Consider the following 22,029-nt stretch of genomic DNA (forward strand, 5'->3'; position numbering starts at 1 on the left):
TAAGCTCAACTTACTTCGTATATTGACGCTGTCGGGAAGGTCGCATGATTCGCTCAATCCTGTACGCCACTGACCTCGGCATTTACGCGCCCGTTGTGATGCAGCATGCGCTTGGAATGGCCCGCAGTTTCAGCGCCGATCTGTTTGTGTTGCATGTGGTCGAGCCCATGGGCCTGTTTGCCGAGTCGGTACTGCAAAGCTATCTCGATGAGCAGGCGTTGAGCGAGTTGCACCAGCAGGGCATGAGCACAATGCTTTCCAATATCGAGTTGCGGGTATTGGAGAGTCTTCGCGAAGAGTTGGCGGGGTGGGAACAGGAACTGGCCTTGATTCGATCGGTCAAGGTTATTCAAGGGGAGCCTTCACACGTCATTCTGGAGCAGTCGCAAAAGCTTTCAGTAGACCTGCTCATACTGGGCAGTCATGCCCAGCCCTCGGGGGGCGAATCGCATTTGGGGCGAACGGCCGCCCGAGTTATCGAGCTGGCCAAGATACCGGTGTATCTGGTGCCCCTGATGCAGCGCCGGCGCAGTGCTGATGTGTAAGGCTGATGAATCAATAAAAATGATAAAAAAGTTCTAGATTTCTTATTCCAACCTTCCATATAGTTATATATCGCCGCCGATGCCTTGGCGCCTATCAGCTTTGAGGGATGCATATGAAGCTTCAACAATTGCGCTACATCTGGGAAGTGGCGCACCACGACCTCAACGTTTCGGCCACCGCGCAGAGTCTTTACACCTCACAGCCGGGTATCAGCAAACAGATCCGCCTGCTTGAAGACGAATTGGGCGTCGAGGTATTTGCCCGCAGCGGCAAACATCTGACTCGCGTCACTCCGGCTGGCGAGCGCATCATCACGACCGCTGGCGAGATCCTGCGCAAGGTCGAAAGCATCAAGCAGATCGCCCAGGAATTCTCCAACGAGAAAAAGGGTACGCTGTCGATTGCCACCACCCACACCCAGGCGCGTTATGCATTGCCGCCGGTGATCAGCAACTTTATCAAGCAGTATCCGGACGTAGCCCTGCATATGCACCAGGGTTCGCCCATGCAGATCGCCGAGATGGCCGCCGATGGCACTGTCGATTTTGCCATTGCCACTGAAGCCCTTGAGCTGTTCGGCGACCTGGTGATGATGCCGTGCTACCGCTGGAATCGCTGCGTCGTGGTGCCTCAGGGTCACCCGCTGACCAAACTGCCAAAGCTGACCCTCGAAGCGCTGGCCGAATACCCGATCGTGACCTATGTGTTCGGCTTTACCGGTCGCTCCAAGCTCGACGAGGCGTTCAGCCATCGTGGCCTGACCCCTAAAGTGGTATTTACCGCTGCCGACGCCGACGTGATCAAAACCTATGTGCGTTTGGGCCTGGGTGTTGGCATCGTGGCCAAAATGGCCGTCGACACCAATCTGGATAAAGATCTGGTGGTCCTTGATGCCAGCGAGCTGTTCGAGTCCAGTATCACCAAAATCGGTTTCCGTCGTGGCACTTTCCTGCGCGGATTCATGTGCGACTTTATCGAGAAATTTGCCCCGCACCTCACCCGTGAAGTGATGGCCAAAGCGATTGCCTGCCACAACAAGCAAGAGCTGGAAGAGCTGTTTGAAGGCGTGGAATTGCCGGTTCACTGATTCGCCGGCCCTGAACTACCCCTGTGGGAGCGGGCTTGCCCGCGATGGCATCGACGCGATCTGATTCAAGGATCGCGCCGTCTGCATCGCGAGCAAGCCCGCTCCCACATTTGGTTTGCACCCGTTGTCGAATGAGCGGGTTATTGCTGCTCGGCGTTGCGTGCGTGGCGGTAGTCGCTGACCGCGTCATACACCGCCTTGCGCAGGCGGTTGATCCCGCCAATCGGCCGGTGTTCCTCAATGCCATGCCATGGGCTGAACGACAGGTTGTCACAAGCCAGATTCTGGCCTGGTGTGTCAAAGTCCTGAGCTGGCACCTTGACCCGTGCGACGGTTTCAAAGGGCGCGTCCGATTCTTTCCACTCGATGCTGGTGTCTTCGATCGGCATAAAACGATTGGCGTCCTGACGCTGGATCTGCAGTACAAAGCAGGCGGGCACCCGATCCGTTGACAGTTGCTGATTCAAGGCGTTACGCAAAAAATTGGGCAGCGCCTCATTCTGCTTGGGCAGGCTGTAAGCCGGGCAACTGTCGGGGTCAGGGGCTACGCGGTACTTGGCATTGGCTGTGCCGAACTTGTAGGGCGACACAGAAAAATATGTCGTTTGTGTCGGGCTGGCCGGGGCAGGCGCCAGGGTAGCCAGGGCGATAAACAGATGGCGCACTTGCCAGCTGCGCGGGTCCCAGGACGGGAAAAACGCCAGGACCTTTTTGCCATCAGCCTGCGCGCCGATGTTCTGGCGGTATTCAGCGACATCGCTGACAAAGAAATTGGGATGGTTGAACATCACAAAGTCCTGCTCGGTGCGCCCTTGCTGGCCTGGCATCAGTTGAGTGCCGGGCACGTCCTGCAACTTGATGGCCATGCCGCGGGCATCGCGAATGCTGTCGAATTGTGGGTAGGCGTTGCCATTGGACAGGCGCATCACCGCTTGCCAGGTTTTGCCCGGCGTGGCAAACACACCCTGGCGCAGCGCCGGGTCGAGGTCGGCTAGTACCTCGACTTCGGCCTTGACGCAGCCGTGGGCCTTGGCATGGGCATCGCGCAAGTAGCGGGTGTTTTCGCGGTGCTGGTCGACGATGCGGATTGCGGTCTGGATGGTGTCCCGGGTCATGGCGGCTTCACCGTCCGGGATCTGCTCGCGCGCCGAAACCGGCCCGCGATGTTGCCAGGCGTACCAGCCGGAGGCCAGCGCCCAACCGAGCAAGCCCAGGGCAACGAGCAGTAAAAGCAGCTTGCCCAGCCATTTGCCGAGTCGAAGCCAGAAAGTGGTCAGCATGCAAACATCCTTTTAGCGATTTTTTTCAGATGACGGAGATCTTTCATGGCTGTGGCAATTCCTGCTCGAGAGGGCCGCCGAGCACTTTCAGGTACTCCAGCAATGCCCAGCGTTCTTCGGGTTGCAGCAGGCGCCCGATGACCCCGTTGCCGCGAGGGCCGGCGCGGAACTCGTGACCGCTGTTGTGGTTGCCGCTGATGCGGGTATCGAGTACAAAACCGCCGTCAAAGGCCTCGGTGCGATAGCCCAGGTGGCGCGGGTCATATTCAAAACTGCCGCGATAAAAGGTCTGATCACGCTCGGCCTGAGGCGAGAGCAATTGGTACACCGTAGGCACCGAACCATTGTGCAGGAAGGGTGCTGTGGCCCAGATCCCGTCCAGCGGCCGCGCCTTGTAGGCACGCACCTCCAATACGCCGATCGGCAAGCCAAAGCCGTTGAGGCGATCCTGTTCTTCGCGGCCGATATTGGCATCGTGATAGGCACGCTTTTCAACAAAGGCGGTGACATAGGCCAGGCCCTTGGCCACAGACAGCTTGCTCATGTCCAGAGGTGCGTCGGTCCTGGGGTACAGGTCGACGTTCATCCTGGCCAGCTCCTCTGCGTCCCATTGCAGCGCACTGAGGTCGTAGCGGTTGTCGGCGATATTATTGGCGGTATTGGGGTCGGTACCGATCACTTCCACAGGCAGCAACTTGAGTTGCTTGACCATCCGCCCGTTTTCTTCGACTTCAGGCGGTACATGGCAACCGGCGCAGTTTTCGCTGAACAGGGTTCGACCCTTGGCCGCCAGTGGGCGGTCAATTTTACCGAACAGCGCTTCAGGCCAGACCGGTGGTTTGAGCTTTTGCAGGGTTTCTTCGATCAGGTGCAGATCGTTGACGCGAACACTGGACGGATAACGGGCATCGCCCTGCAGGGGTTGGCCATGTTTGTCGAAAAAGTTCAGGGTCGCGCCCACGCCAAGCGCCTCACCGATGTTGCGTGCCATCGGCTGCTTGGCTGACCCGTTCCACTGCACCCAGTCGAAGGTCCACATGTCCCACAGATGCGGATAGTCTACCGGGGCATTGGCCACGCGATAGTTGTCGGGGGAAATCGCGTCGCCGAAACTGGCGTTGGCGATCCGGCCGAAGGCATCGGTACGGCCCGGGCCTTCGAGTGTCGGATAAAGGCCGCGATGGGTATCGTTCCAGGCCACGCCAAGGAAGGTGTCCAGCGATGCCTTGAAGTCCTTGCGCAGTTGCTGGTGCTGCGCATCATATTGATCGCCCAGTACGGTGCGGGCGAATCGTTCGAATTTCCACGGGTTGTAGTAGGTCGCTGCGAGGCTGGCGACCAGCGCCTGGCCGAAGCTGCCGCCGCGCAGGGTTGGCACGCTCGATGGCAGCACATGCTGTGCCGGAGCCCCGTCAATGCGCACCGCCTGGCCTTTGAAACGCAATTCGCCGGTGTGGCAGGCCGCGCAGGTGATATCCAGATACTCCACGTTGCTGCCGGGGTTCTGGTGGCGGGTAAAGCCTACTGGCAGGTTACCCGGGTTGGCAGCACTGGCCTGCTGCTTGGGGTCCACCAGAAAGCCGAAGCGCGCCAGGTACTCGGGGGCCGCGAAGGGTTGTTTGGAAAACGGCAGCTCCAGGGCGCTGAACCAGTCGTAATGCAGGCCTTTAACCTGAGTGCCCTGGGGGGTGTAGTAGTAGGTCTGGCGCTCAGCAGGACTCCACTGATCCAGGTAGTGCAGTTGCTGCACAGGCTGGTAGGCTGGCAGTTTTGGATTGGCGACAAAATAGATCACCAGGCCAAGGCCCATGGCTACAGCCACCAGCAGCCCCAGCAGAACACGGTAAAACAGACGCACAGTAACGCTCCTTGTAAAAATAATTACAGCCTTATGCCTCAGCTGCGGTCAGGCATCAAGAGAGCAGGGGGGTGCATTGCCGGGTTTACCGATGTGTTAACAAAAGTTGCGGCTAAAATGAATTGTTATTAATGCATGAACTTATCCACCAATTGCCTCTCTTATGCCGGTAGCCATTGGTCGCGGCCGCCTGATAAGCTCGCGGCTTTATTCGATTGCCCATTTGGCGCATGAACAAGGAAATAGCATGAAACAGCATCGGTTGGCGGCAGCTGTGGCCCTGGTAAGCCTGGTACTGGCGGGTTGTGATTCGCAGACCAGCGTAGAGCTGAAAACTCCGGCGCAAAAAGCCTCGTACGGCATTGGCCTGAACATGGGCAAGAGCCTGGCTCAAGAAGGCATGGATGATCTGGATTCCAAGGCCGTAGCCCAGGGCATCGAAGATGCCGTCGGCAAAAAAGAGCAAAAGCTCAAGGATGACGAACTGATCGAAGCGTTCGCAGCCCTGCAAAAACGTGCCGAAGAACGTCTGACCAAAATGAGTGAAGAAGCCTCTGCGGCAGGCAAAAAATTCCTCGAAGAAAATGGCAAGAAGGCCGGTGTTGTCACTACCGCTTCCGGCTTGCAGTACGAAGTTATCAAGAAAGCCGATGGCCCTCAGCCAAAAGCTACCGACGTAGTCACTGTTCACTACGAAGGCAAACTGATCGACGGCAAGGTGTTCGACAGCTCGGTTGAGCGCGGCAGCCCGATTGATCTGCCGGTTAGCGGCGTGATCCCGGGTTGGGTTGAAGGCCTGCAACTGATGCACGTTGGCGAGAAGTACAAGCTGTATATCCCTAGCGAACTGGCTTACGGCGCGCAAAGCCCGAGCCCGGCTATCCCGGCCAATTCGGTGCTGGTATTCGACCTGGAGCTGCTGGGCATCAAAGACCCTGCAAAACCGGCACAAGACGCTGCCCAGTAAGCAGCTTCTGGTACAGGCAACGCCCCGTCTCGACGGGGCGTTGTCGTTTATGTAGTCCACCTTTTGTTTCTGTAGGCTTTGTCCTGCAGTATTTTCAATACCCATAAGTTCTCTTGGCTAGTAGTTGCTGACTGCCAAGTCAATGAATTTATGGGTTTTTTTATGTGTGTAAAAAATGCCCGATCTGAGTACAGCCCTTATGGGACGGGCCTTTCAGGGTTGAAAAACAGCTCTGTTCACAAGGTTATCCACAATTTGTGTGGATAACATTTTCAGCAAATGACGGCTTTTTCGGTTGTTTTCACAAATTATTCACTTTTGAGTGAAAACCCCAGAGACCTTCGCGGCTGATAGGATTAAGCTCAAAGGGAAAGTTCTGACTCGATTTACGAAAAAAGTCTGACGGGGTTTAGTAATGGATCTTCAAATCATCAAGCGTAATGGTGAGCCTGAATACGCCGTTCTTTCATGGGAGAGTTATCAGGCACTGCTCAAGGCTGCTGGAGTCCAGGAGCCAGTTGCCGAGCCTGACAAGGATCTGCAGCCACCGGCACCCGAGCAGGTGCACCCCGGACTCGATCAGTTGCGTCACTTGCGCGAGAACAAGGGCCTGGCCCTTGAGGTGCTGGCACGCACGGTAGGCATTAGTCCGTCATATCTGGGAATGATCGAAACCGGCGAGCGTCTGCCAGACCTCGCTATCCGTCGCAGCTTGGCCTGGGAGCTTGGTATCGCAGGCTGGAGGGAAGCATCATGAACGTGCGCATCAGTCGTCAACACTGGGATGGGTTGTTGGCTGAACTCGATCAGGCGCGTCGACAGCGCCACTTGCTGACTTACCGTGCATTACTGGAACGGTTGCAATTGCCGAGCCCCGCCATGTTGACCCTCACCGCCGCACTTGAACATCTGGCGGCGATGGATGCCAAGGCCGATCAGCCATTGCGCAGTTCGCTGGTGATCAGCCAGGGTGCAAGCCGTCTGCCACGTACCGGTTTTTTCGAATGCGTGGAGCGCCTCGGGCGTTTCCCCGGCCCGCCGGACGGGATTGCCGCTGCGTCCTGGCATGCCTCTGAGGTGGTGCGGGTGTTCGAGTATGTTTACGAGCACGAGGAGGCTTGAGTGCTCTGGCGGCTCAAGGCGCGCCTGAGTTACTGGCTGGCGCGCAAGTTGTTTCACTGGCCATGGTGTGTCCGTCAGCCGCGTATCTGGCGCTGGATGGAGGGCCAGTTCGCACGCATGGCCAACCTCGGCAGCACCAGTGCCCAAAGTTTCTACGGGCATATCCTGGCCTTTCGCGGTCAAGGGATGGGCGCCAGGGAGGAGGGGGTGCGTTTGTTGCGTCTGGCGGCACTCAGTGGTGACGCCAAGGCAGCCTACCAGGTAGGCGTTTTCAGCCTGGCAGGGACGCTGAGCAAGACGCCTGACGCTGCCGAGGCTGCACGCTGGTGGACGATGGCGGCAAAAGCCGGGCACCCGCTGGCAGGGCACAAGCTGGCGGTGCTGTATCAACAGGGTGGCCCGGGGTTGATGGCTGACCCGCAGATGGCCAGGCTTTACCGTTAGCCAATAAAAAGGGCGGCCCGCATCATGCGGGCCGCCCTGTTTTTACCGATCTGACTTACTTCTTGGCCACCTGTGAGGTGAGCTTGAGGTAGTCCAGCAGAATCCGCCCGGTTTCACTCAGATAGGCGTCATCTTCCGGCTTGGTCTTTTCAGGCTCGACCGGCAGTGCATCTTCGTCTTCTTTCTTCATTTCCTTGAGCGGCGCTTCGCCCTTGGCCTGGCGGCGGGCGTTTTCCATCACCAACTGCTTGGCATCGATATCGGCGTGCTGGGCGCGACGCTCGGCTTCGTTGAGGCTGACGGTCTTTTCGGCCATCAGCTTCTCGGCCAGGGCCAGTTTGTCCCGGATAAAGATGAACTCGGCATCCTTGGCCACCCGGGCTTCGTGCTCGGCCTTGAGCTTGTCGATATAAGGCTTGAACGGGTCGACGGCGGGCTTGATCGCAGGACGGATAGTGTCCCACGGCATGGCTTCGGGCAGTGCGCTTTCGCCGATTTCCTTGGTGTCGATAATCGACGGGAAGGCGACGTCAGGCAGAACGCCCTGATGCTGGGTGCTCTGGCCGGAAACCCGGTAGAACTTGGCCAGGGTCAGTTTCAGCTCACCGTGATTCAGCGGCTGGATGGTTTGCACCGTGCCCTTGCCGAACGTCTGGCCGCCGATAATCAGCGCGCGGTGGTAGTCCTGCATGGCACCGGCGAAGATCTCCGAAGCCGAAGCCGACAGGCGGTTGACCAGCAATGCCATCGGGCCTTTGTAGAACGCCCCCGGGTTTTCGTCTTCAAGCACGTCGACCTTGCCGTCTGCATTACGCACCAGCACGGTCGGGCCTTTGTCGATAAACAGGCTGGTCAGTTCGGTGGCTTCCTGCAACGAGCCGCCACCGTTGTTGCGTAGGTCGATAATCACGCCATCGACTTTTTCTTTCTGCAACTCGGTCAGCAGTTTTTTAACGTCACGGGTGGTGCTCTTGTAGTTCGGGTCGCCAGCACGGAACGCCTTGAAGTCCAGGTAGAACGCCGGAATTTCAATCACGCCCAGCTTGTAGTTCTTGCCATCCTGCTTGAGGTTGAGGATCGACTTTTTCGCCGCCTGCTCTTCAAGCTTCACCGCTTCACGGGTGATGGACACGATCTTGCTGGTCTGGTCATTGGGTGCGTTGCTCGCCGGAATCACTTCCAGGCGCACCACGGAGCCTTTAGGGCCACGAATCAGCTTGACCACTTCATCCAGACGCCAGCCGATCACGTCGACCATCTCTTTGTCGCCCTGGGCAACGCCGATGATCTTGTCGGCCGGTGCGACCTGCTTGGTTTTATCGGCCGGGCCTGCCGGCACCAGACGGACAATTTTTACCTGGTCGTTATCGCTCTGCAACACGGCGCCTATGCCTTCCAGCGACAGGCTCATATTGATATCGAAGTTTTCCGCGTTATCTGGCGACAGATAGTTGGTGTGCGGATCGTAAGACATGGCGAAGGTGTTGATATACGCCTGGAAGATGTCTTCGCTGCGGGTCTGGTCAAGGCGCGACAATTGATTCTTGTAGCGCTTGGTCAACAGTTCCTGGATTTTCGCAGGCTCTTTGCCGGCGATTTTCAGACGCAGGACTTCATCCTTGATGCGTTTGCGCCACAGGTTGTTGAGTTCGGCTTCGGTCTTGAGCCATGGAGCGTCCTTGCGGTCGATCTCCAGGGTTTCCTTGGCATTGAAGTCCAGCGAGTCAACGCCCTTGTTCAACTCGGCAAGCGCAAAGTCCAGGCGCGATTTGACGCGATCCAGATAGCGTTTGTAGATAATGAAACCGGGGTTCAGATCGCCGCTTTTGAGGAAGTCGTCAAACTGGAATTTCCATTTGTCGAATTCGGCAATATCGCTGGCCAGAAAGTAACTGCGCGAAGGGTCGAGCAGCTTCAGATAGCTGTCATAGATGATTGCCGAGCGGGCATCATCCAGTGGCGGCTTGCTGTAATGATGGCGCTTGAGCAGCTCAACAACGTTAAGACTGGCAATTACCTCATCACGATCGGGCTGAAGGTTATCCCAACTGTTAGCGGCGAACGTATTGGCCGAAAACGGCAAAACGCCTAGGCCAATGAATAGGGCAAGTGCGGTGCTAGGGAATAAATGCTTCATGCTGATTCGACGCGGGGGCAATTGATAACGCATATTAGGCCGTCTTTGAAGTCGCCGGTTCCATCAAGGACCGGTCGCATAATGCAAAAAGCCCGGTGCAACAGCTCCGGGCTCAGTCCAGACTCACTATGGAGGCACTGTGAAAGCATTGCAAGGCGTTGAAGGTCAAGTGAAGTGGGTTGAAGAGCCAAGCCCCACCTGTGATGTAGGGCAAATCCGTATTCGTGTGGCGGCAGCCGGACTCAATCGGGCCGATCTGTTGCAAAGCGCCGGCTTGTATCCGCCGCCGCCGGGGGCCAGTGAGGTATTGGGCCTGGAGTGTTCAGGTGTGGTCAGCGAAGTAGGGCCAGGGTCGTCCTGGCAAGTGGGTGATCGCGTCTGTGCCTTGCTGGCCGGGGGTGGCATGGCCGAGGAAGTGGTGGTTGATGCCCGTCATGCACTGCCGGTGCCTGAAGGTTTGTCGCTGCTGGAGGCTGCGGCATTGCCCGAGGTGTACAGCACGGCATGGCTGAACCTGTTTCAACTGGCCGCGCTCAAGCCGGGCGAAAAAGTATTGCTGCACGCGGGGGCAAGTGGTGTTGGTTCAGCGGCCATTCAGCTGTGCAAAGCCTTTGGCAGCCCGTGCTGGGTGAGCGTGGGCTCGGCCGAGCGCCTGGCTTACTGCCAGGCGCTGGGTGCCCAGGGTGGCGTGGTGCGTACCGAGGGGCTGGACAGTCTCAAGGCGCTGGGGCCTTTCGACGTGGTGCTGGACCCTGTGGGGGCCAACTATGCCGAATCCAACCTCAAACTGCTGGCCCAGGACGGGCGCTGGGTGTTGATTGGCCTGATGGGCGGGCGCAAGGCCGAGCTGGATCTGGCGCTGGTCCTGGGCAAGCGTATTCAGTTGCTGGGCTCGACCCTGCGCAGCCGCAGCGATCAGTTCAAGGCGGATTTGCTCAGTGATCTGGGGCAGCAGGTATGGCCATTGTTTACCGAAGGCCGCCTGAGTCCACAACTGGCCAAGACCTTCCCGATTGAGGACGCGCAGGCAGCGTTTGCCGAACTGGCCAGCAACCAGGTGTCGGGCAAGCTGGTGCTGGTGATCGACAGCAGCTTAACCTGATCCTCTGTGGGAGCTGGCTTGCCTGCGATACAGGCGATAGGGTCTGGCAGGCAAATCGCGGTGATGCCATCGCGAGCAAGCCCGCTCCCACAGTTTCAGGGCGGCGTTTGCCGAGAGCTGGCCAGCATCAGGCCTTAAGGGCGCCACAAAACCTGTGGGAGCTGGCTTGCCTGCGATGCAGGCGATAGGATCTGGCAGGTCAATCGCGGTGATGCCATCGCGAGCAAGCCCGCTCCCACAGTTTCAGGGCGGCGTTTGCCGAGAGCTGGCCAGCATCAGGCCTTGAGGGCGCCACAAAACCTGTGGGAGCTGGCTTGCCTGCGATACAGGCGATAGGGTCTGGCAGGCAAATCGCGGTGATGCCATCGCGAGCAAGCCCGCTCCCACAGTTTCAGGGCGGCGTTTGCCGAGAGCTGGCCAGCATCAGGCCTTGAGGGCGCCACAAAACCTGTGGGAGCTGGCTTGCCTGCGATACAGGCGATAGGGTCTGGCAGGCAAATCGCGGTGATGCCATCGCGAGCAAGCCCGCTCCCACAGTTTCAGGGCGGCGTTTGCCGAGAGCTGGCCGGCATCAGGCCTTGAGGGCGCCACAAAACCTGTGGGAGCTGGCTTGCCTGCGATACAGGCGATAGGGTCTGGCAGGCAAATCGCGGTGATGCCATCGCAAGCAAGCCCGCACCCACAGTTTCAGGGCGGCGTTTGCCGAGCTGGCCGGCATCAGGTCTTTAGAGCGCCACAAAACCTGTGGGAGCTGGCTTGCCTGCGATGCAGGCGATAGGGTCTGGCAGGCAAATCGCGGTGATGCCATCGCAAGCAAGCCCGCTCCCACAGTTTCAGGGCGGCGTTTGCCGAGAGCTGGCCAGCATCAGGCCTTGAGGGCGCCACAAAACCTGTGGGAGCTGGCTTGCTTGCGATGCAGGCGATAGGGTCTGGCAGGTCAATCGCGGTGATGCCATCGCGAGCAAGCCCGCTCCCACAGTTTCAGGGGGTCATTTCCAGTGATGAATCGGCCACCCGGCCTTTTCAGCCTGTTCGCGCAGCACCGGGTCCGGGTTTACCACATGGGGGTGATCGACCTTGAGCAGCAGCGGCAAGTCGTTGCGCGAATCGGAGTAAAAGCTCGCGCCTTCCAGGTTTTCTTCCTGCTCATCCAGCCACTCCAGCAGGCGCGTAATCTTGCCTTCGCGGTAAGTCAAAGTGCCCACCGTGTGCCCGGTATAAAAGCCGTGAGCCACTTCCAGCTCAATGCCCAGCACTTCATCGATACCCAGGCGCTCGGCAATGGGTTTGACCAGATGGGTGCCCGAGGCCGAAATGACCAGGATCCGGTCGCCCGCCTTGCGGTGCGCGGCAATGGTTCTGGTTGCGTCACTGAAGATGATCGGTTCGATATAGTCTTCAACCCAGGGCTCGACCAGGTGCGCGACTTCTTCGGGGCTGCGGCCGATCAGCGGCTCCAGGCTGAAAGCCATATAGTCTTCCATGGCCAGCTCGCCCCGGCTGTAGGCGGCCATCAGTTCGTTGTTGCGCTGCATGAACGACACCGGGTCGACCCAGCCCAGGCGGCCCATCTGCTCGCTCCAGAGGGTGGCGCAGTCGCCATGAATCAGGGTTTCGTCCAGATCAAAAATTGCCAGGGCCATCAGCGCAACTCTCTCTTCAGTGAATTCAGGAACATCAGGCTACCTCACAAAGGGTGCTCGAATCGATGGATAGCGCAACGGCTTGGCCGTCCGGGTACAAATCGCCGGGCGCACGGTTGAGTACGTCGACGATCAATTGCACGCCACGCACCTCGACGCGATAGCGGATCACGTTACCCAACAAGCTGTGGCTGAGAATCACCCCGTCCGGCTCACCCTGCACACTCAACCCCAGGGTTTCCGGGCGAATGGCGATGCGGCTGCTGACCGGGCGCTGCAACAGGCGGCTGGCAGTTTGCGCGTCCAGCAGGTTGTAGTTGCCGATAAAACCTGCGGCGAAGGCATCTGCCGGGGCTGCATAGAGGGTCTGAGCATTGCCGCTCTGCACGATATGACCCTTGTTCATCAGGAAAATGCGGTCGCTCATCACCAGTGCTTCTTCCTGATCGTGGGTCACGAAGATAGTGGTCAGGCCCAGCTCGCGCTGGATGGTGCGGATCTGCTCGCGCAAGTGCTTGCGAATTCGCGCATCCAGCGCCGACAGCGGCTCATCCAGCAGCAGCAGGCGCGGACGCGTCACCAGTGAGCGGGCCAGGGCCACACGTTGGCACTGACCACCGGACAACTGGTGCGGATAGCGCTTGGCGAAGTCATTCAGCTCCACCAGTTGCAAGGCTTCGGCCACGCGTTTGTGGCTGTCATCGGCCTTGACCTTCTGCATGCGCAGGCCGAAGGCCACGTTTTGTTCGACAGTCATGTTGGGGAACAGCGCATAACTCTGAAACACCATACCGATGCCACGCTTTTGCGGGCTCACTGGCACGATGTCCTGGCCATCGAGCAGGATCTTGCCGCCATCTACCGGCGTCAACCCGGCGATACAGCGCAGCAGCGTGGACTTGCCGCAACCGGACGGGCCGAGCAGGGTGACGAATTCGCCCTTGGCGATGCTGCAGTTGATATCACTGAATACCGGGGTGCCGGAATAGGATTTTTGCAGGTGTTCAACGCTGACGAAGCTCATTGGCTTTTGTCCTTGTTCAGGAAGGTGGCAACCCAGGTCAGCACCAGTACAAAGAGGAAATAGGAAATGACCAGCGCGCTGGTGAAGTGGCCGCTGCTGTTGCGCATATTGTTCAGGAACACCTGCAAGGTCTCGTAGCGGGTGCCGACCAGGATATTGGCGAACACAAACTCGCCAAACAGGAACGAGAATGACAGCAGCAGGGCTACCATCAGGCCTTTACGCAAATTGGGCAGCACCACCAAAAATGCCGCCTGCCAGGTGCTGGCACCCAGCAGTTGGGCCGCGTCCATCAAGTCGCGCAGGTTGATCGCCTGCAAGTTGTTGGTGATCGCGCGGTACATGAACGGCAGTGCGACGGTGAAATAACAGCCGATCAGGATCCACGGCGTACCGACCATTTGCAGCGGGCCGGAACCATAAAGTTGCAGCAAGCCTACCGATGACACCACCGGCGGCACGGCGAAGGGCAGCAGGATCAGGATGTTCATCAGCGCATCCAGCTTGGGGAAGTGGTAATGCACCACAAACAGCAGCGGCAGGATCAGCACTACGGACAGCACCAGCGCCGCGACGCAGACCAGCAGCGACTGGCCGAAGGCCTTGAGGAAGCGCGGGTCGCTCCACAGCTGGTCATACCACTTGAAGGTAAAACCGCTGGGTAACACCGTGGCTGACCAGCTGCTGGCGATGGAGTAGATAAACGTGCCCAGCAGCGGTAGCAACAAAATCAGAAACAGCAGCCAGACCACACTGCGGTGGTACAGGCTGGCGGAAGTGGTTTCAGCGCGCGACATGGTAGCTCCTCTTTAACAGCCACTGATGCACCAGGGTTACCAGGGTCATCAGCCCCACCAGGATCACGGCCAGGGCGCTGGCCATGTTCGGGTCCAGGCTGATATCGCCTGACACCATCGCGGCAATGCGGATGGGTAGCACGTTGAAGTTGCCGGTGGTCAAGGCATATACCGTCGCATAGGCGCCCAGGGCGTTGGCCAGCAGGATAACGAAGGTGCCGAGCAGTGCCGGGGTCAGTACCGGCAGGCCGATAAACCGCCAGAACTGCCAGCTGTTGGCGCCCAGCAGGGAGGCCGATTCGCGCCAGTCCTCGCGCAGGGCATCGAAGGCAGGGTAAAGCAGCAGCACGCCGAGGGGGATCTGGAAGTAGGTGTACAGGATGATCAGGCCGGTTTTCGAGTAGAGGTTGAAATCCTCGATGATCCCTGCCTGTTTGAGCATGATCGTGATACTGCCGTTAAAGCCCAGCAAAATGATGAATGCGAAGGCCAGCGGCACACCGGAGAAGTTGCTGGTCATGTTGGCGAATGCGTTGACGAAATTGCGCAGCCGCGAATCCACCTTGCGCAGCGAATAGCTGCCCAGTATGGCAATGATGATGCCGAACAGGCTGGACCAGAAACTGATCTCCAGGCTGTGTTGGATGGCCTGCAGATAGAATTTGGAGTTGAAGATCTTGATGAAGTTGGCCAGGCCCCAGCCACTTTCTTCCGATTGCACACTGTGGATCAGCACCCACACCAGCGGGGCGATCTGAAACACGATAAAAAATACCGCGAAGGGCACCAGGCACAGAACTGCAAGCCATTTGCCCCGGGTCATGGCGCGGGCCTCAGCAGCTCGCGGCACAGCGGTTTGTCGTGAGCTACGCCAAGCAACTCGCAGATCGTGCCGCACAACTCGAGCTGTTTTGGCATGACATCCGGGTTCAGGCTGAACGCATCGCCCAGCACAAACAGTGGCACTTCACGCTCTTCGGGCAGCAAGCCGTTATGGGAGCGATCGTTGTTCATGCCGTGGTCAGCAGTGACCAGTACTTGGTAGCCGGCCTGCAGCCAGCCTTGCAGATAGTCGGCCAGGATAATGTCGGCCGAACGCGCACTGTTGCGATATTGCGCGGTATCGAGGCCGTGTTTGTGTCCGGCATCGTCGATATTCATGGGGTGGACCAGTAAAAAATTCGGCTTGTGCGCCAACCGCAGGCTTTCTGCGTCGGCGAACAGGTGGGAGTCAGGGTAATGATCACTCCAGTAGAAATGCCCGTATTGGATTGGCAAGTCCCCAGCCAGGGTATGGCGATCCCGGGCAATCACGAATGGCGAGCGGTTATAGAGCTCACTGATCCAGTGATAGGCCGCTGCCGCTGTGCTCAACCCGGCATCGCGAGCGTAATGGAACACGCTGCGCTGGTTGGACAGGCGCGAGACATTATTGTGGACAATGCCGCTTTCAATCGGCGGCACGCCGGTGAGGATGCACTCGTAGAGCGGGCGCGACAGGGCTGGCAACTCGCAGGTGAGCTTGTACAGTGCGGCCCGTTCTGCACTGACATAGGCCTGCAGATGGCCCATGGCAAGGCGGGCGACCTCAAAGTTCAAGCCGTCGAGCACTACCAGAATGACGTTGTGTTTCATGTAAGACTCCGCTGGCGCAGCGCAAAAGCTGTTGTTGGAGCGGGCTTGCTCGCGATGGGTACAACCCGGCACATCAGATGGATCGAGTCGATGGCATCGCGAGCAAGCCCGCTCCCACGCAGATCAAGGCGCAGGGTTACTGCATATTGATGATGACTTCTTCCTGCCACAGCTGCGGCAAGGCCTTGGAGGTCTTTTCCCAGGCGTCGGCGTCTTTGATCGGGGTGACATTTTTGTACTGGTCGTTGGACAGCAGCTTGGCCTGCACGTCAGCCGGCAGCTTCAGGTGCTCGGCACGAATCGGCCGTGCATTGCCCCGCGCCAGGTTGGTTTGCCCGGCATCGCTGAAGATGAATTCGCGAGTCAGCTTGGCGGCGTTCGGGTGTTTGGCGTATTTGTTGATGATGGTGGTGTAGCCCGAGATCACCGAACCGTCGGACGGGATCAGCACCACATAGTCATCCGGGTTGGCCATTTTGGCTTTGTAGCTCAAGCCGTTGAAATCCCAGACCACGCCGACTTCCACTTCACCTTTCTCCATCGTGGCGATGGTCGGGTTGGCCAGTGACAGGCGGCCTTGCTTGGCGATGTCGGCAAACATCAACAGGGCCGGTTGCACGTTCTTTTCATTGCCGCCATTGGCAATGGCTGCAGCCAGCACGCCATTGGTGGCCTGGGCCGCGGTGCTGACATCACCGATCGAGACCTTGTATTTACCCGACTTCAGGTCAGCCCATTTGGTCGGCACTTCAGAGCCGTGCAGCAGTTTCTTGTTGACGATAAACGCAATGGTGCCGGTGTAGGCCAGGGCCCAGTTGCCGTCTTTATCCTTGGCCCAGTCCGGGATCTGTTCCCAGGTGGTTGGCTTGTACGGCTGGGTTACGCCTTTGGCCACGGCAATCGGGCCAAAGGCGGCGCCCACGTCACCGATGTCGGCACTGGCGTTGTCTTTTTCCGCGGCAAACTTGGCCACTTCCTGGGCCGAACTCATATCAGTGTCGATGTGCTTGAGGCCGTAGAGCTTGTTCAGATCGGCCCAAGTGCCCTTCCAGTTGGCCCAGTCATCGGGCATGCCGACGCTGTTGACCGTGCCTTCAGCCTTTGCTGCGGCTTCCAGGGCTTTTAAATCGACATCGGCGGCCATGGCCGATGTGCACAGGGCAATGCTTGAACCTAACAGTGATGCGAGGAAAAACTGTTTCATCCGAAGCTCCTTGGGCGTTTTCAACGCTGGGTTTTATTGCTCTTTTGCGGTGGGTTGGTCTAGGTCAGCAATACCTGAGCCAATTTAAGCCCGGCAGATGACACTTTAATGTCGGCATTGGTTGTGCAAGGCATATCGCCAGCCAGCGTGTGTGTTCCGGCTAAGCGTAGACCATCGGGAAGGCCCCGGCTGGCAAGGGGTTTGGCGCATTTTGACGGGTATATGAGCGCCCTCTTGTCATCGAACAGTCATATGTTCTGCCTAGGCTGACAGGTTCAGGGAGTGACCGTTTGACGGCCATGTTTGCCCACTTTTGGTGCTGGACTAGTCCAGCCAGGTAACGTTGATGCGAGAAGGTGCACCCAAGGCGGTAACAGCGATAAGTCGCACGCTGCAAGAGCAGATTGAGCACGGTCTACTGGCGGGAGGCAGTCAGCTGCCGGCCGAGCGCAAACTCAGCGAGTTATTCGCCACCACCCGCGTCACCGTGCGCGAAGCGTTGTTACAGCTTGAATCCCTGGGGCTGGTGTATCGGGAGGAGCGGCGCGGCTGGTTTATTTCGCCGCCGCGTCTGGCGTACAACCTGATGCAGCGCAGCCACTTTCATGCCATGGTCACGGCCCAGGGGCGAGTGCCAACCACCGAGGTGATATCGGCGCGCCTGCTGCCGGCCACGGCTGCGGTGTGTGAGCGCTTGCAGCTACCAGCGTTATCCAGCGTGATCCAGATCTGCCGGGGCCGGCGGATTGACGGGCGGCTGGTGCTGTATGTGGAGCACTACCTGAATCCGCAGTACTTCCCGCAGATCCTTGACCTTGATCTGACGCAGTCGATTACTGAGCTGTATGCCCGGCATTACGATTTGCATTACGGCCGGGTGCGTTTTGAGATTGTGCCTACGGCGCTGCCGGTAGAGGCTGCAGCGACGCTCAAGGTATCAACCGGCAGCCCGGGTTTGCGCATTGCGCGGGTCAATTACGACCAGCACGAACGGCTGATCGACTGTGATCTGGAGTATTGGCGACATGATGCGATTCATGTCGGGGTGGATGTGCAGGAGCGTTGAACAAACCTGCTTTTGTGGGAGCGAGCCTGCTCGCGATGCATACTGCGCGGTCTGTCAGGAGAACCTGGCCGATATCATCGCGAGCAGGCTCGCTCCCACAAGTTATTGGCTCAATCCTTTTGCAGGATACCGCTGCCCGCCGTCACCACCTGCACACTCAAGCGCGGGGTGGCCAGGTCCAGCCCGGCCTCATCCAGGTGACGCTTGAGCGACAGGTTGAACGCCCGCGACACTTCCCATTGCTTGATCGGTGCCGTCTTGAAACGGGCACGCAAAATGGCGCTGCCGGACTCGAAACTCTCGACCCCCTGAATCTCCAGCGGCGACCAGATATTGCGCCGCTGCAGCGGGTCGGTACGCATCTTTTGCCCGACTTCACGCATCAGCTTGATGGCGTCGTCGATTTCCATGTTGTAGGGGATGGCGACGCGGAAGATGGCGTAGCCAAATTCCCGGGAGTAGTTTTTGATGCTTTTGATTTCACTGAACGGGATGGTATGCACGATGCCGTCGATATCGCGCAGGCGCACGGTACGAATGGTCAGCCCTTCAACCGTGCCCAGATGCCCGCCGACATCGACGTAGTCGTCGATGGCCAGGGAATCTTCGATGATGATAAACAGGCCCGTGATCAGGTCGGCAACCAGTGACTGAGCACCAAAACCGATGGCCAGACCGATTACGCCGGCACCCGCAAGCAGGGGGGTGACGTTCATGCCCATATTGGCCAGGGCGACGATCAGCGCAATGATGAAGATCGCGGCAAACAGGATGTTGCGAATCAGCGGCATCATGGTTTGCGCGCGGGCATTGGCCAGCCCCTTGCGCGAGCGGGTCAGGGCATGGTGGATGGCGGTGTCGGCGAGAATCCAGATCAGCCAGGCAAACAGCAGCGTACCGCCAAGGCCGAACAGCTTGACGCTGATCTCGTGACCCTCACCCTCGGTAAAGCCGATCAGCGACATACCCCACACCCGCAGCCCCAGCTCGATAAACACCAGCCACACAATCAGGTGGGCCAGGGTGTAGACGAAACTTTTCAGGCGCTCGGAATACAGCGCATGGCGCTTATGACCACGTTGCGGCTTTTGCGCATGACGGCGCACCAGCCCATTGATCACCATGCACAGCACCACCAGCACGGTACAGATCAGCGACTGGCGCAGCGCGGTGCTGGTGTCGCCTGCCGAGATAAACGTGGCCGCCAGCGAGATGCCCACCAGAATCAGCGCCGCGACATACCAGTAAGTGCCGAGGATCTCGATGCTGTCGCTCAGGGCGCGACGGGTCAGGCGGCGCGACAGGGGTTGATTGCGGATCAAGTGGGCGATAGGGCGGCGGAAACGGATGATAAACAGGCCGGTGGACAACGCCGCCATCACATTGGCAAAGGTCGCCGCGGTATGCGCCAGGTGAACCCCGAGGGTGGCAACCAGCCGCGGATCGCTCAGTGCTTCGCCAAAGGCTGCGAAGCTGCCGATCCACCACAGCGGGCGAAATGCCTGGTGCCGCAGGATATGCAAGGCGCGGTGCCGGTGGGGGCCATCGAGCAGCGAGAAAAGGATCACGCAGATGGCCGAGAAACAGGTGCCAATAACCAGCGCGTACGCCAGCACCATTGCCAGGTCCTTGCCCAGCGAAGACGGCAGGGAGTAACTCATGTACACCGTGATCATCAGCGCGACCATCCACGGCCCCAGCTTGCGCAAGGCAAAGCGCAGCATGTCGACGGCCTTGGGGTGTTGCGGCAATTCCTCGCTCAGGCCAAATCGCAATCGCACCCGGTGGCTGACCCAGATCAGCAGGGCGGCCAGCAGGCTCCAGATCATGATGACCAGGGCAAAGCCAAAAATGATCGGCAGCCATTCATTGGCTGGCAGCATCAATGCAGAAAGTTCTTCCTTGGCCTGGGAGATTTCCTTGGTCCAGCGATAGGTTGGACTGTCATCGCCGGAAAACTGCTTTTCGAGATCGGCCAGGGTGCTGCCGATCAACCCCAGAACGCCTATCTCGGCTTCGGGCTGGGCTTTTTTGGTGGCATCGCGAAGTTTTTTCAGGTCGGCCAACAGCTTGCTGCGCTGCTGATCGTTTTCGAGGTTCTTGATCACCTCGTCCAGCGATTGGCCCAGTGGCTCGGTAGGTTGTGCCTGGGTTTTGTCCGAACTGCCCAGCATGCCCGGCAAACCGACGGCCTGCGCAGAGGTCATGGGCAAGAGCGTCAGCAGGCAAACCAGCAGGAAACAGGGCAGGGCGACAAGACGGGAAAACACTGGGCGATCAACCTCGAGGGGGAGCGAATTGGCCGAGTGTACGCTAGGCCCCGTGATCATTCATTTCTTGTCACATAAATAAATGATCGCGGGCCCGGGGCGGGAAAATGTCGGGGCTATTCATTCAGTTTGGCGAGGATTTTGAAGATGATGGTGCCGAATATCAGCAGCATGCCAGCCCAGATCATCAGCACGCCGATGCCACTACTGCGTTCGCGAAAGTTGAAGCCAATGGTCAGCAGCAGCATGCCGCAGATAATTGGAATCATCATGGAGTGGAAGGCAGTGGTTTCAAACATGGTGAGAGGGACCTGTGCAAGTGAGTGCCCCAAGTCTAGGTCGGTTTGCGCAGATGTGTGGTGATGTGTATCAAAAATGAATCAGCCAGACGCAGAACCTTGAAGCCGCTGCCGCAGTCTGCGACGGGTTGCGCAGCGACCCTGCTTTATCGAAGGTCCTGCGGCCCTTATCGCAGCCTGCGGCAGCGGCTTCAAGGAATATGCCTTACGGCAACTGGTTGCTGGCGTAGAACGCGCTCAGCACTTTGACCAGGTGAGCCAGGTCATGGCTGCCGGCCAGTTCGCGGATCGAGTGCATGGCGAAGGTCGGCAGGCCGATATCCACGGTGCGCACGCCCAGGTGGCTGGCAGTGATCGGGCCAATGGTCGAACCGCAACCCATGTCGCTGCGCACCACAAAACTTTGCACCGGGACTTCCACGGCCATGCACAGGTGGCGGAAGAATCCGGCGGTTTCGCTGTTGGTGGCGTAGCGCTGGTTGCTATTGACCTTGATCACCGGCCCGGCATTGAGCTTGGGCCCGTGATTGGCATCGTGCTTGTCAGCATAGTTGGGGTGAACTCCGTGGGCGTTGTCTGCCGAGACCAGCAGAGATTTCTGGATCGTGCGTACGTACTCGTCGCCCTCAGGCAACAGGCGCTGCAGGATTTGCTCCAGCATCGGGCCATCGGCGCCGCAGGCCGAGCACGAGCCGACTTCTTCGTGGTCGTTGGCCACGAACAGACAGGTTTCTTCGGTCTCGGTGGTGAGCAGGGCTTGCAGGCCTGCGTAGCAGGACAGCAGGTTATCCAGGCGCGCACCGGCGATAAAGTCGCCGTTGAGGCCGATCACCGCAGCGCTTTGGGTGTCGTAGAAACTCAGCTCGTAGTCCAGCACCACGTCGGCATTGAGGCCGTGCTCGCGGGCCAACTGGTCGGTGAGCAACGCGCGGAAGTCAACGCGCTCATCACCGGCCACCTGGGCCAGGATCGGCGGCAGTTCGGTCTGCGGGTTGATCGCCCAACCTTCGTTGGCAGTACGGTTGAGGTGGATCGCCAGGTTGGGGATAGTCGCAATCGGCGCCTTGAAATCGATCAGCTGGCTTTCGACCTGGCCATCGCGGCGGAAAGTGACGCGCCCGGCCAGGGACAGGTCACGGTCGAACCAGGGCGCGAGCAATGCACCGCCGTAGACCTCGACGCCCAATTGCCAGAAGCCCTGGCGTTGCAGTTCGGGTTGTGGCTTAACCCGCAGGCAGGGGCTGTCTGTGTGGGCGCCAACCATGCGGATACCGCCGTGCAGGGGCGAATGGCGACCCAGCTTGAAGGCGACGATGGAAGAGTCATTACGGGTGACGTAATAGCGGCCATTGGCTTCGGTGAACCAGGTTTCGCGCTCGTCGAGGCGCTGGTAGCCGGCGGCCTCAAGGCGCTGAACAAGACTGGCAGTGGCATGAAAGGGGGTAGGGGAGGCCTTGAGGAAGTCGATCAGGCCTTGGTTCAACTCTTCGCGCATAAGTTACTCCAGACAGCAAGGCCGCGAGTTTAGCGCATTGATCGCAAGATTTG

20 protein-coding genes are annotated in these 22,029 nt (G+C 58.8%); 8 read left to right on the forward strand and 12 right to left on the reverse strand.

All coding sequences use genetic code 11. The features are described 5' to 3' along the window. Positions 1-44 precede the first annotated feature (44 nt). Complete coding sequence (locus tag V6L81_RS10765; RefSeq protein ID WP_095002144.1) at positions 45-545, forward strand: universal stress protein; 501 nt, start codon at positions 45-47, stop codon at positions 543-545. A 113-nt stretch (positions 546-658) separates the two neighbouring features. Further along, the gene (cysB, locus tag V6L81_RS10770) at positions 659-1,633 is read left to right on the forward strand and encodes an HTH-type transcriptional regulator CysB (RefSeq protein ID WP_016780131.1); all 975 of its coding nucleotides are present in this window, start codon (positions 659-661) and stop codon (positions 1,631-1,633) included. 140 nt (positions 1,634-1,773) lie between these two features. On the opposite strand, the gene V6L81_RS10775 is transcribed toward cysB, so the two are convergent. Continuing rightward, a complete protein-coding gene (locus V6L81_RS10775; RefSeq protein ID WP_095002143.1) occupies positions 1,774-2,913 on the reverse strand; it encodes a catalase family protein in 1,140 nt (379 codons plus the stop codon). 43 nt (positions 2,914-2,956) lie between these two features. Then, a complete protein-coding gene (locus V6L81_RS10780; protein WP_296302170.1) occupies positions 2,957-4,771 on the reverse strand; it encodes a di-heme-cytochrome C peroxidase in 1,815 nt (604 codons plus the stop codon). A 247-nt stretch (positions 4,772-5,018) separates the two neighbouring features. Here V6L81_RS10780 and V6L81_RS10785 point away from each other — a divergent pair, with 247 nt between their 5' ends. From V6L81_RS10785 to V6L81_RS10800, 4 genes are all read left to right on the forward strand, one after another. Beyond that, positions 5,019-5,738 (forward strand): FKBP-type peptidyl-prolyl cis-trans isomerase, encoded by a 720-nt coding sequence (locus V6L81_RS10785; protein WP_095002141.1) that lies wholly within the window; start codon positions 5,019-5,021, stop codon positions 5,736-5,738. A gap of 415 nt (positions 5,739-6,153) precedes the next feature. Then, the gene (locus V6L81_RS10790) at positions 6,154-6,495 is read left to right on the forward strand and encodes a helix-turn-helix transcriptional regulator (RefSeq protein ID WP_095019103.1); all 342 of its coding nucleotides are present in this window, start codon (positions 6,154-6,156) and stop codon (positions 6,493-6,495) included. Continuing rightward, positions 6,492-6,860, forward strand: a complete 369-nt coding sequence (locus tag V6L81_RS10795; RefSeq protein WP_095002139.1) for a hypothetical protein — start codon at positions 6,492-6,494, stop codon at positions 6,858-6,860. The genes V6L81_RS10790 and V6L81_RS10795 overlap by 4 nt, the downstream gene beginning before the upstream one ends. Then, positions 6,861-7,304, forward strand: a complete 444-nt coding sequence (locus tag V6L81_RS10800; RefSeq protein ID WP_095019105.1) for a tetratricopeptide repeat protein — start codon at positions 6,861-6,863, stop codon at positions 7,302-7,304. It abuts the gene before it with no gap. 55 nt (positions 7,305-7,359) lie between these two features. Here the strand turns inward: V6L81_RS10800 and V6L81_RS10805 are convergent, their stop codons facing one another. Beyond that, complete coding sequence (locus V6L81_RS10805; RefSeq protein WP_169916690.1) at positions 7,360-9,441, reverse strand: carboxy terminal-processing peptidase; 2,082 nt, start codon at positions 9,439-9,441, stop codon at positions 7,360-7,362. 139 nt (positions 9,442-9,580) lie between these two features. On the opposite strand from V6L81_RS10805, the gene V6L81_RS10810 reads away from it, so the two are divergent. Further along, positions 9,581-10,543, forward strand: a complete 963-nt coding sequence (locus V6L81_RS10810; RefSeq protein WP_095002136.1) for an NAD(P)H-quinone oxidoreductase — start codon at positions 9,581-9,583, stop codon at positions 10,541-10,543. A 989-nt stretch (positions 10,544-11,532) separates the two neighbouring features. Here V6L81_RS10810 and V6L81_RS10815 read toward each other — a convergent pair. From V6L81_RS10815 to V6L81_RS10840, 6 genes are all read right to left on the reverse strand, one after another. After that, positions 11,533-12,186, reverse strand: a complete 654-nt coding sequence (locus tag V6L81_RS10815) for an HAD family phosphatase (RefSeq protein WP_095002135.1) — start codon at positions 12,184-12,186, stop codon at positions 11,533-11,535. Positions 12,187-12,220: 34 nt separating this feature from the next. Beyond that, positions 12,221-13,210 carry an ABC transporter ATP-binding protein gene (locus tag V6L81_RS10820; RefSeq protein ID WP_095002134.1) on the reverse strand — a complete coding sequence of 330 codons (990 nt, stop codon included), beginning with the start codon at positions 13,208-13,210 and terminating at the stop codon, positions 12,221-12,223. Next, on the reverse strand, positions 13,207-14,007 hold the full coding sequence (locus tag V6L81_RS10825; protein WP_095002133.1) for an ABC transporter permease: 801 nt from the start codon (positions 14,005-14,007) through the stop codon (positions 13,207-13,209). The genes V6L81_RS10820 and V6L81_RS10825 overlap by 4 nt, the downstream gene beginning before the upstream one ends. Further along, the gene (locus V6L81_RS10830; protein WP_095019107.1) at positions 13,994-14,830 is read right to left on the reverse strand and encodes an ABC transporter permease subunit; all 837 of its coding nucleotides are present in this window, start codon (positions 14,828-14,830) and stop codon (positions 13,994-13,996) included. The genes V6L81_RS10825 and V6L81_RS10830 overlap by 14 nt, the downstream gene beginning before the upstream one ends. Next, positions 14,827-15,642, reverse strand: a complete 816-nt coding sequence (locus V6L81_RS10835) for an alkaline phosphatase family protein (RefSeq protein ID WP_296302324.1) — start codon at positions 15,640-15,642, stop codon at positions 14,827-14,829. The genes V6L81_RS10830 and V6L81_RS10835 overlap by 4 nt, the downstream gene beginning before the upstream one ends. 136 nt (positions 15,643-15,778) lie before the next feature. Further along, the gene (locus V6L81_RS10840; protein WP_095020261.1) at positions 15,779-16,846 is read right to left on the reverse strand and encodes an ABC transporter substrate-binding protein; all 1,068 of its coding nucleotides are present in this window, start codon (positions 16,844-16,846) and stop codon (positions 15,779-15,781) included. A 346-nt stretch (positions 16,847-17,192) separates the two neighbouring features. Between V6L81_RS10840 and V6L81_RS10845 the strand changes: the two genes are divergently transcribed. Next, positions 17,193-17,912 (forward strand): UTRA domain-containing protein, encoded by a 720-nt coding sequence (locus V6L81_RS10845; RefSeq protein WP_095002129.1) that lies wholly within the window; start codon positions 17,193-17,195, stop codon positions 17,910-17,912. Between the two features lie 110 nt (positions 17,913-18,022). Here the strand turns inward: V6L81_RS10845 and V6L81_RS10850 are convergent, their stop codons facing one another. From V6L81_RS10850 to V6L81_RS10860, 3 genes are all read right to left on the reverse strand, one after another. Next, positions 18,023-20,182, reverse strand: coding sequence for a mechanosensitive ion channel domain-containing protein (locus V6L81_RS10850; RefSeq protein WP_095002270.1), 2,160 nt, complete (start codon positions 20,180-20,182; stop codon positions 18,023-18,025). 116 nt (positions 20,183-20,298) lie between these two features. Beyond that, positions 20,299-20,481 (reverse strand): hypothetical protein, encoded by a 183-nt coding sequence (locus V6L81_RS10855; protein ID WP_095002128.1) that lies wholly within the window; start codon positions 20,479-20,481, stop codon positions 20,299-20,301. 205 nt (positions 20,482-20,686) lie between these two features. After that, positions 20,687-21,976: a M18 family aminopeptidase gene (locus tag V6L81_RS10860; protein WP_095002127.1), complete on the reverse strand. Its 1,290-nt coding sequence runs from the start codon at positions 21,974-21,976 to the stop codon at positions 20,687-20,689. Positions 21,977-22,029 lie beyond the last annotated feature (53 nt).

Origin of the sequence: Pseudomonas bubulae (assembly GCF_037023725.1) — a bacterium.
Lineage (GTDB): Bacteria > Pseudomonadota > Gammaproteobacteria > Pseudomonadales > Pseudomonadaceae > Aquipseudomonas > Aquipseudomonas bubulae.

Excerpts from the sequence above, each read along its gene's own strand:
- V6L81_RS10815 (WP_095002135.1), bottom strand. The coding sequence starts at position 12,186 with ATGGCCCTGGCAATTTTTGATCTGGACGAAACCCTGATTCATGGCGAC.
- V6L81_RS10765 (WP_095002144.1), top strand. The coding sequence starts at position 45 with ATGATTCGCTCAATCCTGTACGCCACTGACCTCGGCATTTACGCGCCC.
- V6L81_RS10840 (WP_095020261.1), bottom strand. The coding sequence starts at position 16,846 with ATGAAACAGTTTTTCCTCGCATCACTGTTAGGTTCAAGCATTGCCCTG.
- V6L81_RS10775 (WP_095002143.1), bottom strand. The coding sequence starts at position 2,913 with ATGCTGACCACTTTCTGGCTTCGACTCGGCAAATGGCTGGGCAAGCTG.
- V6L81_RS10805 (WP_169916690.1), bottom strand. The coding sequence starts at position 9,441 with ATGAAGCATTTATTCCCTAGCACCGCACTTGCCCTATTCATTGGCCTA.
- V6L81_RS10860 (WP_095002127.1), bottom strand. The coding sequence starts at position 21,976 with ATGCGCGAAGAGTTGAACCAAGGCCTGATCGACTTCCTCAAGGCCTCC.
- V6L81_RS10845 (WP_095002129.1), top strand. The coding sequence starts at position 17,193 with ATGCGAGAAGGTGCACCCAAGGCGGTAACAGCGATAAGTCGCACGCTG.
- V6L81_RS10790 (WP_095019103.1), top strand. The coding sequence starts at position 6,154 with ATGGATCTTCAAATCATCAAGCGTAATGGTGAGCCTGAATACGCCGTT.
- cysB (WP_016780131.1), top strand. The coding sequence starts at position 659 with ATGAAGCTTCAACAATTGCGCTACATCTGGGAAGTGGCGCACCACGAC.
- V6L81_RS10825 (WP_095002133.1), bottom strand. The coding sequence starts at position 14,007 with ATGTCGCGCGCTGAAACCACTTCCGCCAGCCTGTACCACCGCAGTGTG.
- V6L81_RS10795 (WP_095002139.1), top strand. The coding sequence starts at position 6,492 with ATGAACGTGCGCATCAGTCGTCAACACTGGGATGGGTTGTTGGCTGAA.
- V6L81_RS10830 (WP_095019107.1), bottom strand. The coding sequence starts at position 14,830 with ATGACCCGGGGCAAATGGCTTGCAGTTCTGTGCCTGGTGCCCTTCGCG.
- V6L81_RS10855 (WP_095002128.1), bottom strand. The coding sequence starts at position 20,481 with ATGTTTGAAACCACTGCCTTCCACTCCATGATGATTCCAATTATCTGC.
- V6L81_RS10785 (WP_095002141.1), top strand. The coding sequence starts at position 5,019 with ATGAAACAGCATCGGTTGGCGGCAGCTGTGGCCCTGGTAAGCCTGGTA.
- V6L81_RS10835 (WP_296302324.1), bottom strand. The coding sequence starts at position 15,642 with ATGAAACACAACGTCATTCTGGTAGTGCTCGACGGCTTGAACTTTGAG.
- V6L81_RS10820 (WP_095002134.1), bottom strand. The coding sequence starts at position 13,210 with ATGAGCTTCGTCAGCGTTGAACACCTGCAAAAATCCTATTCCGGCACC.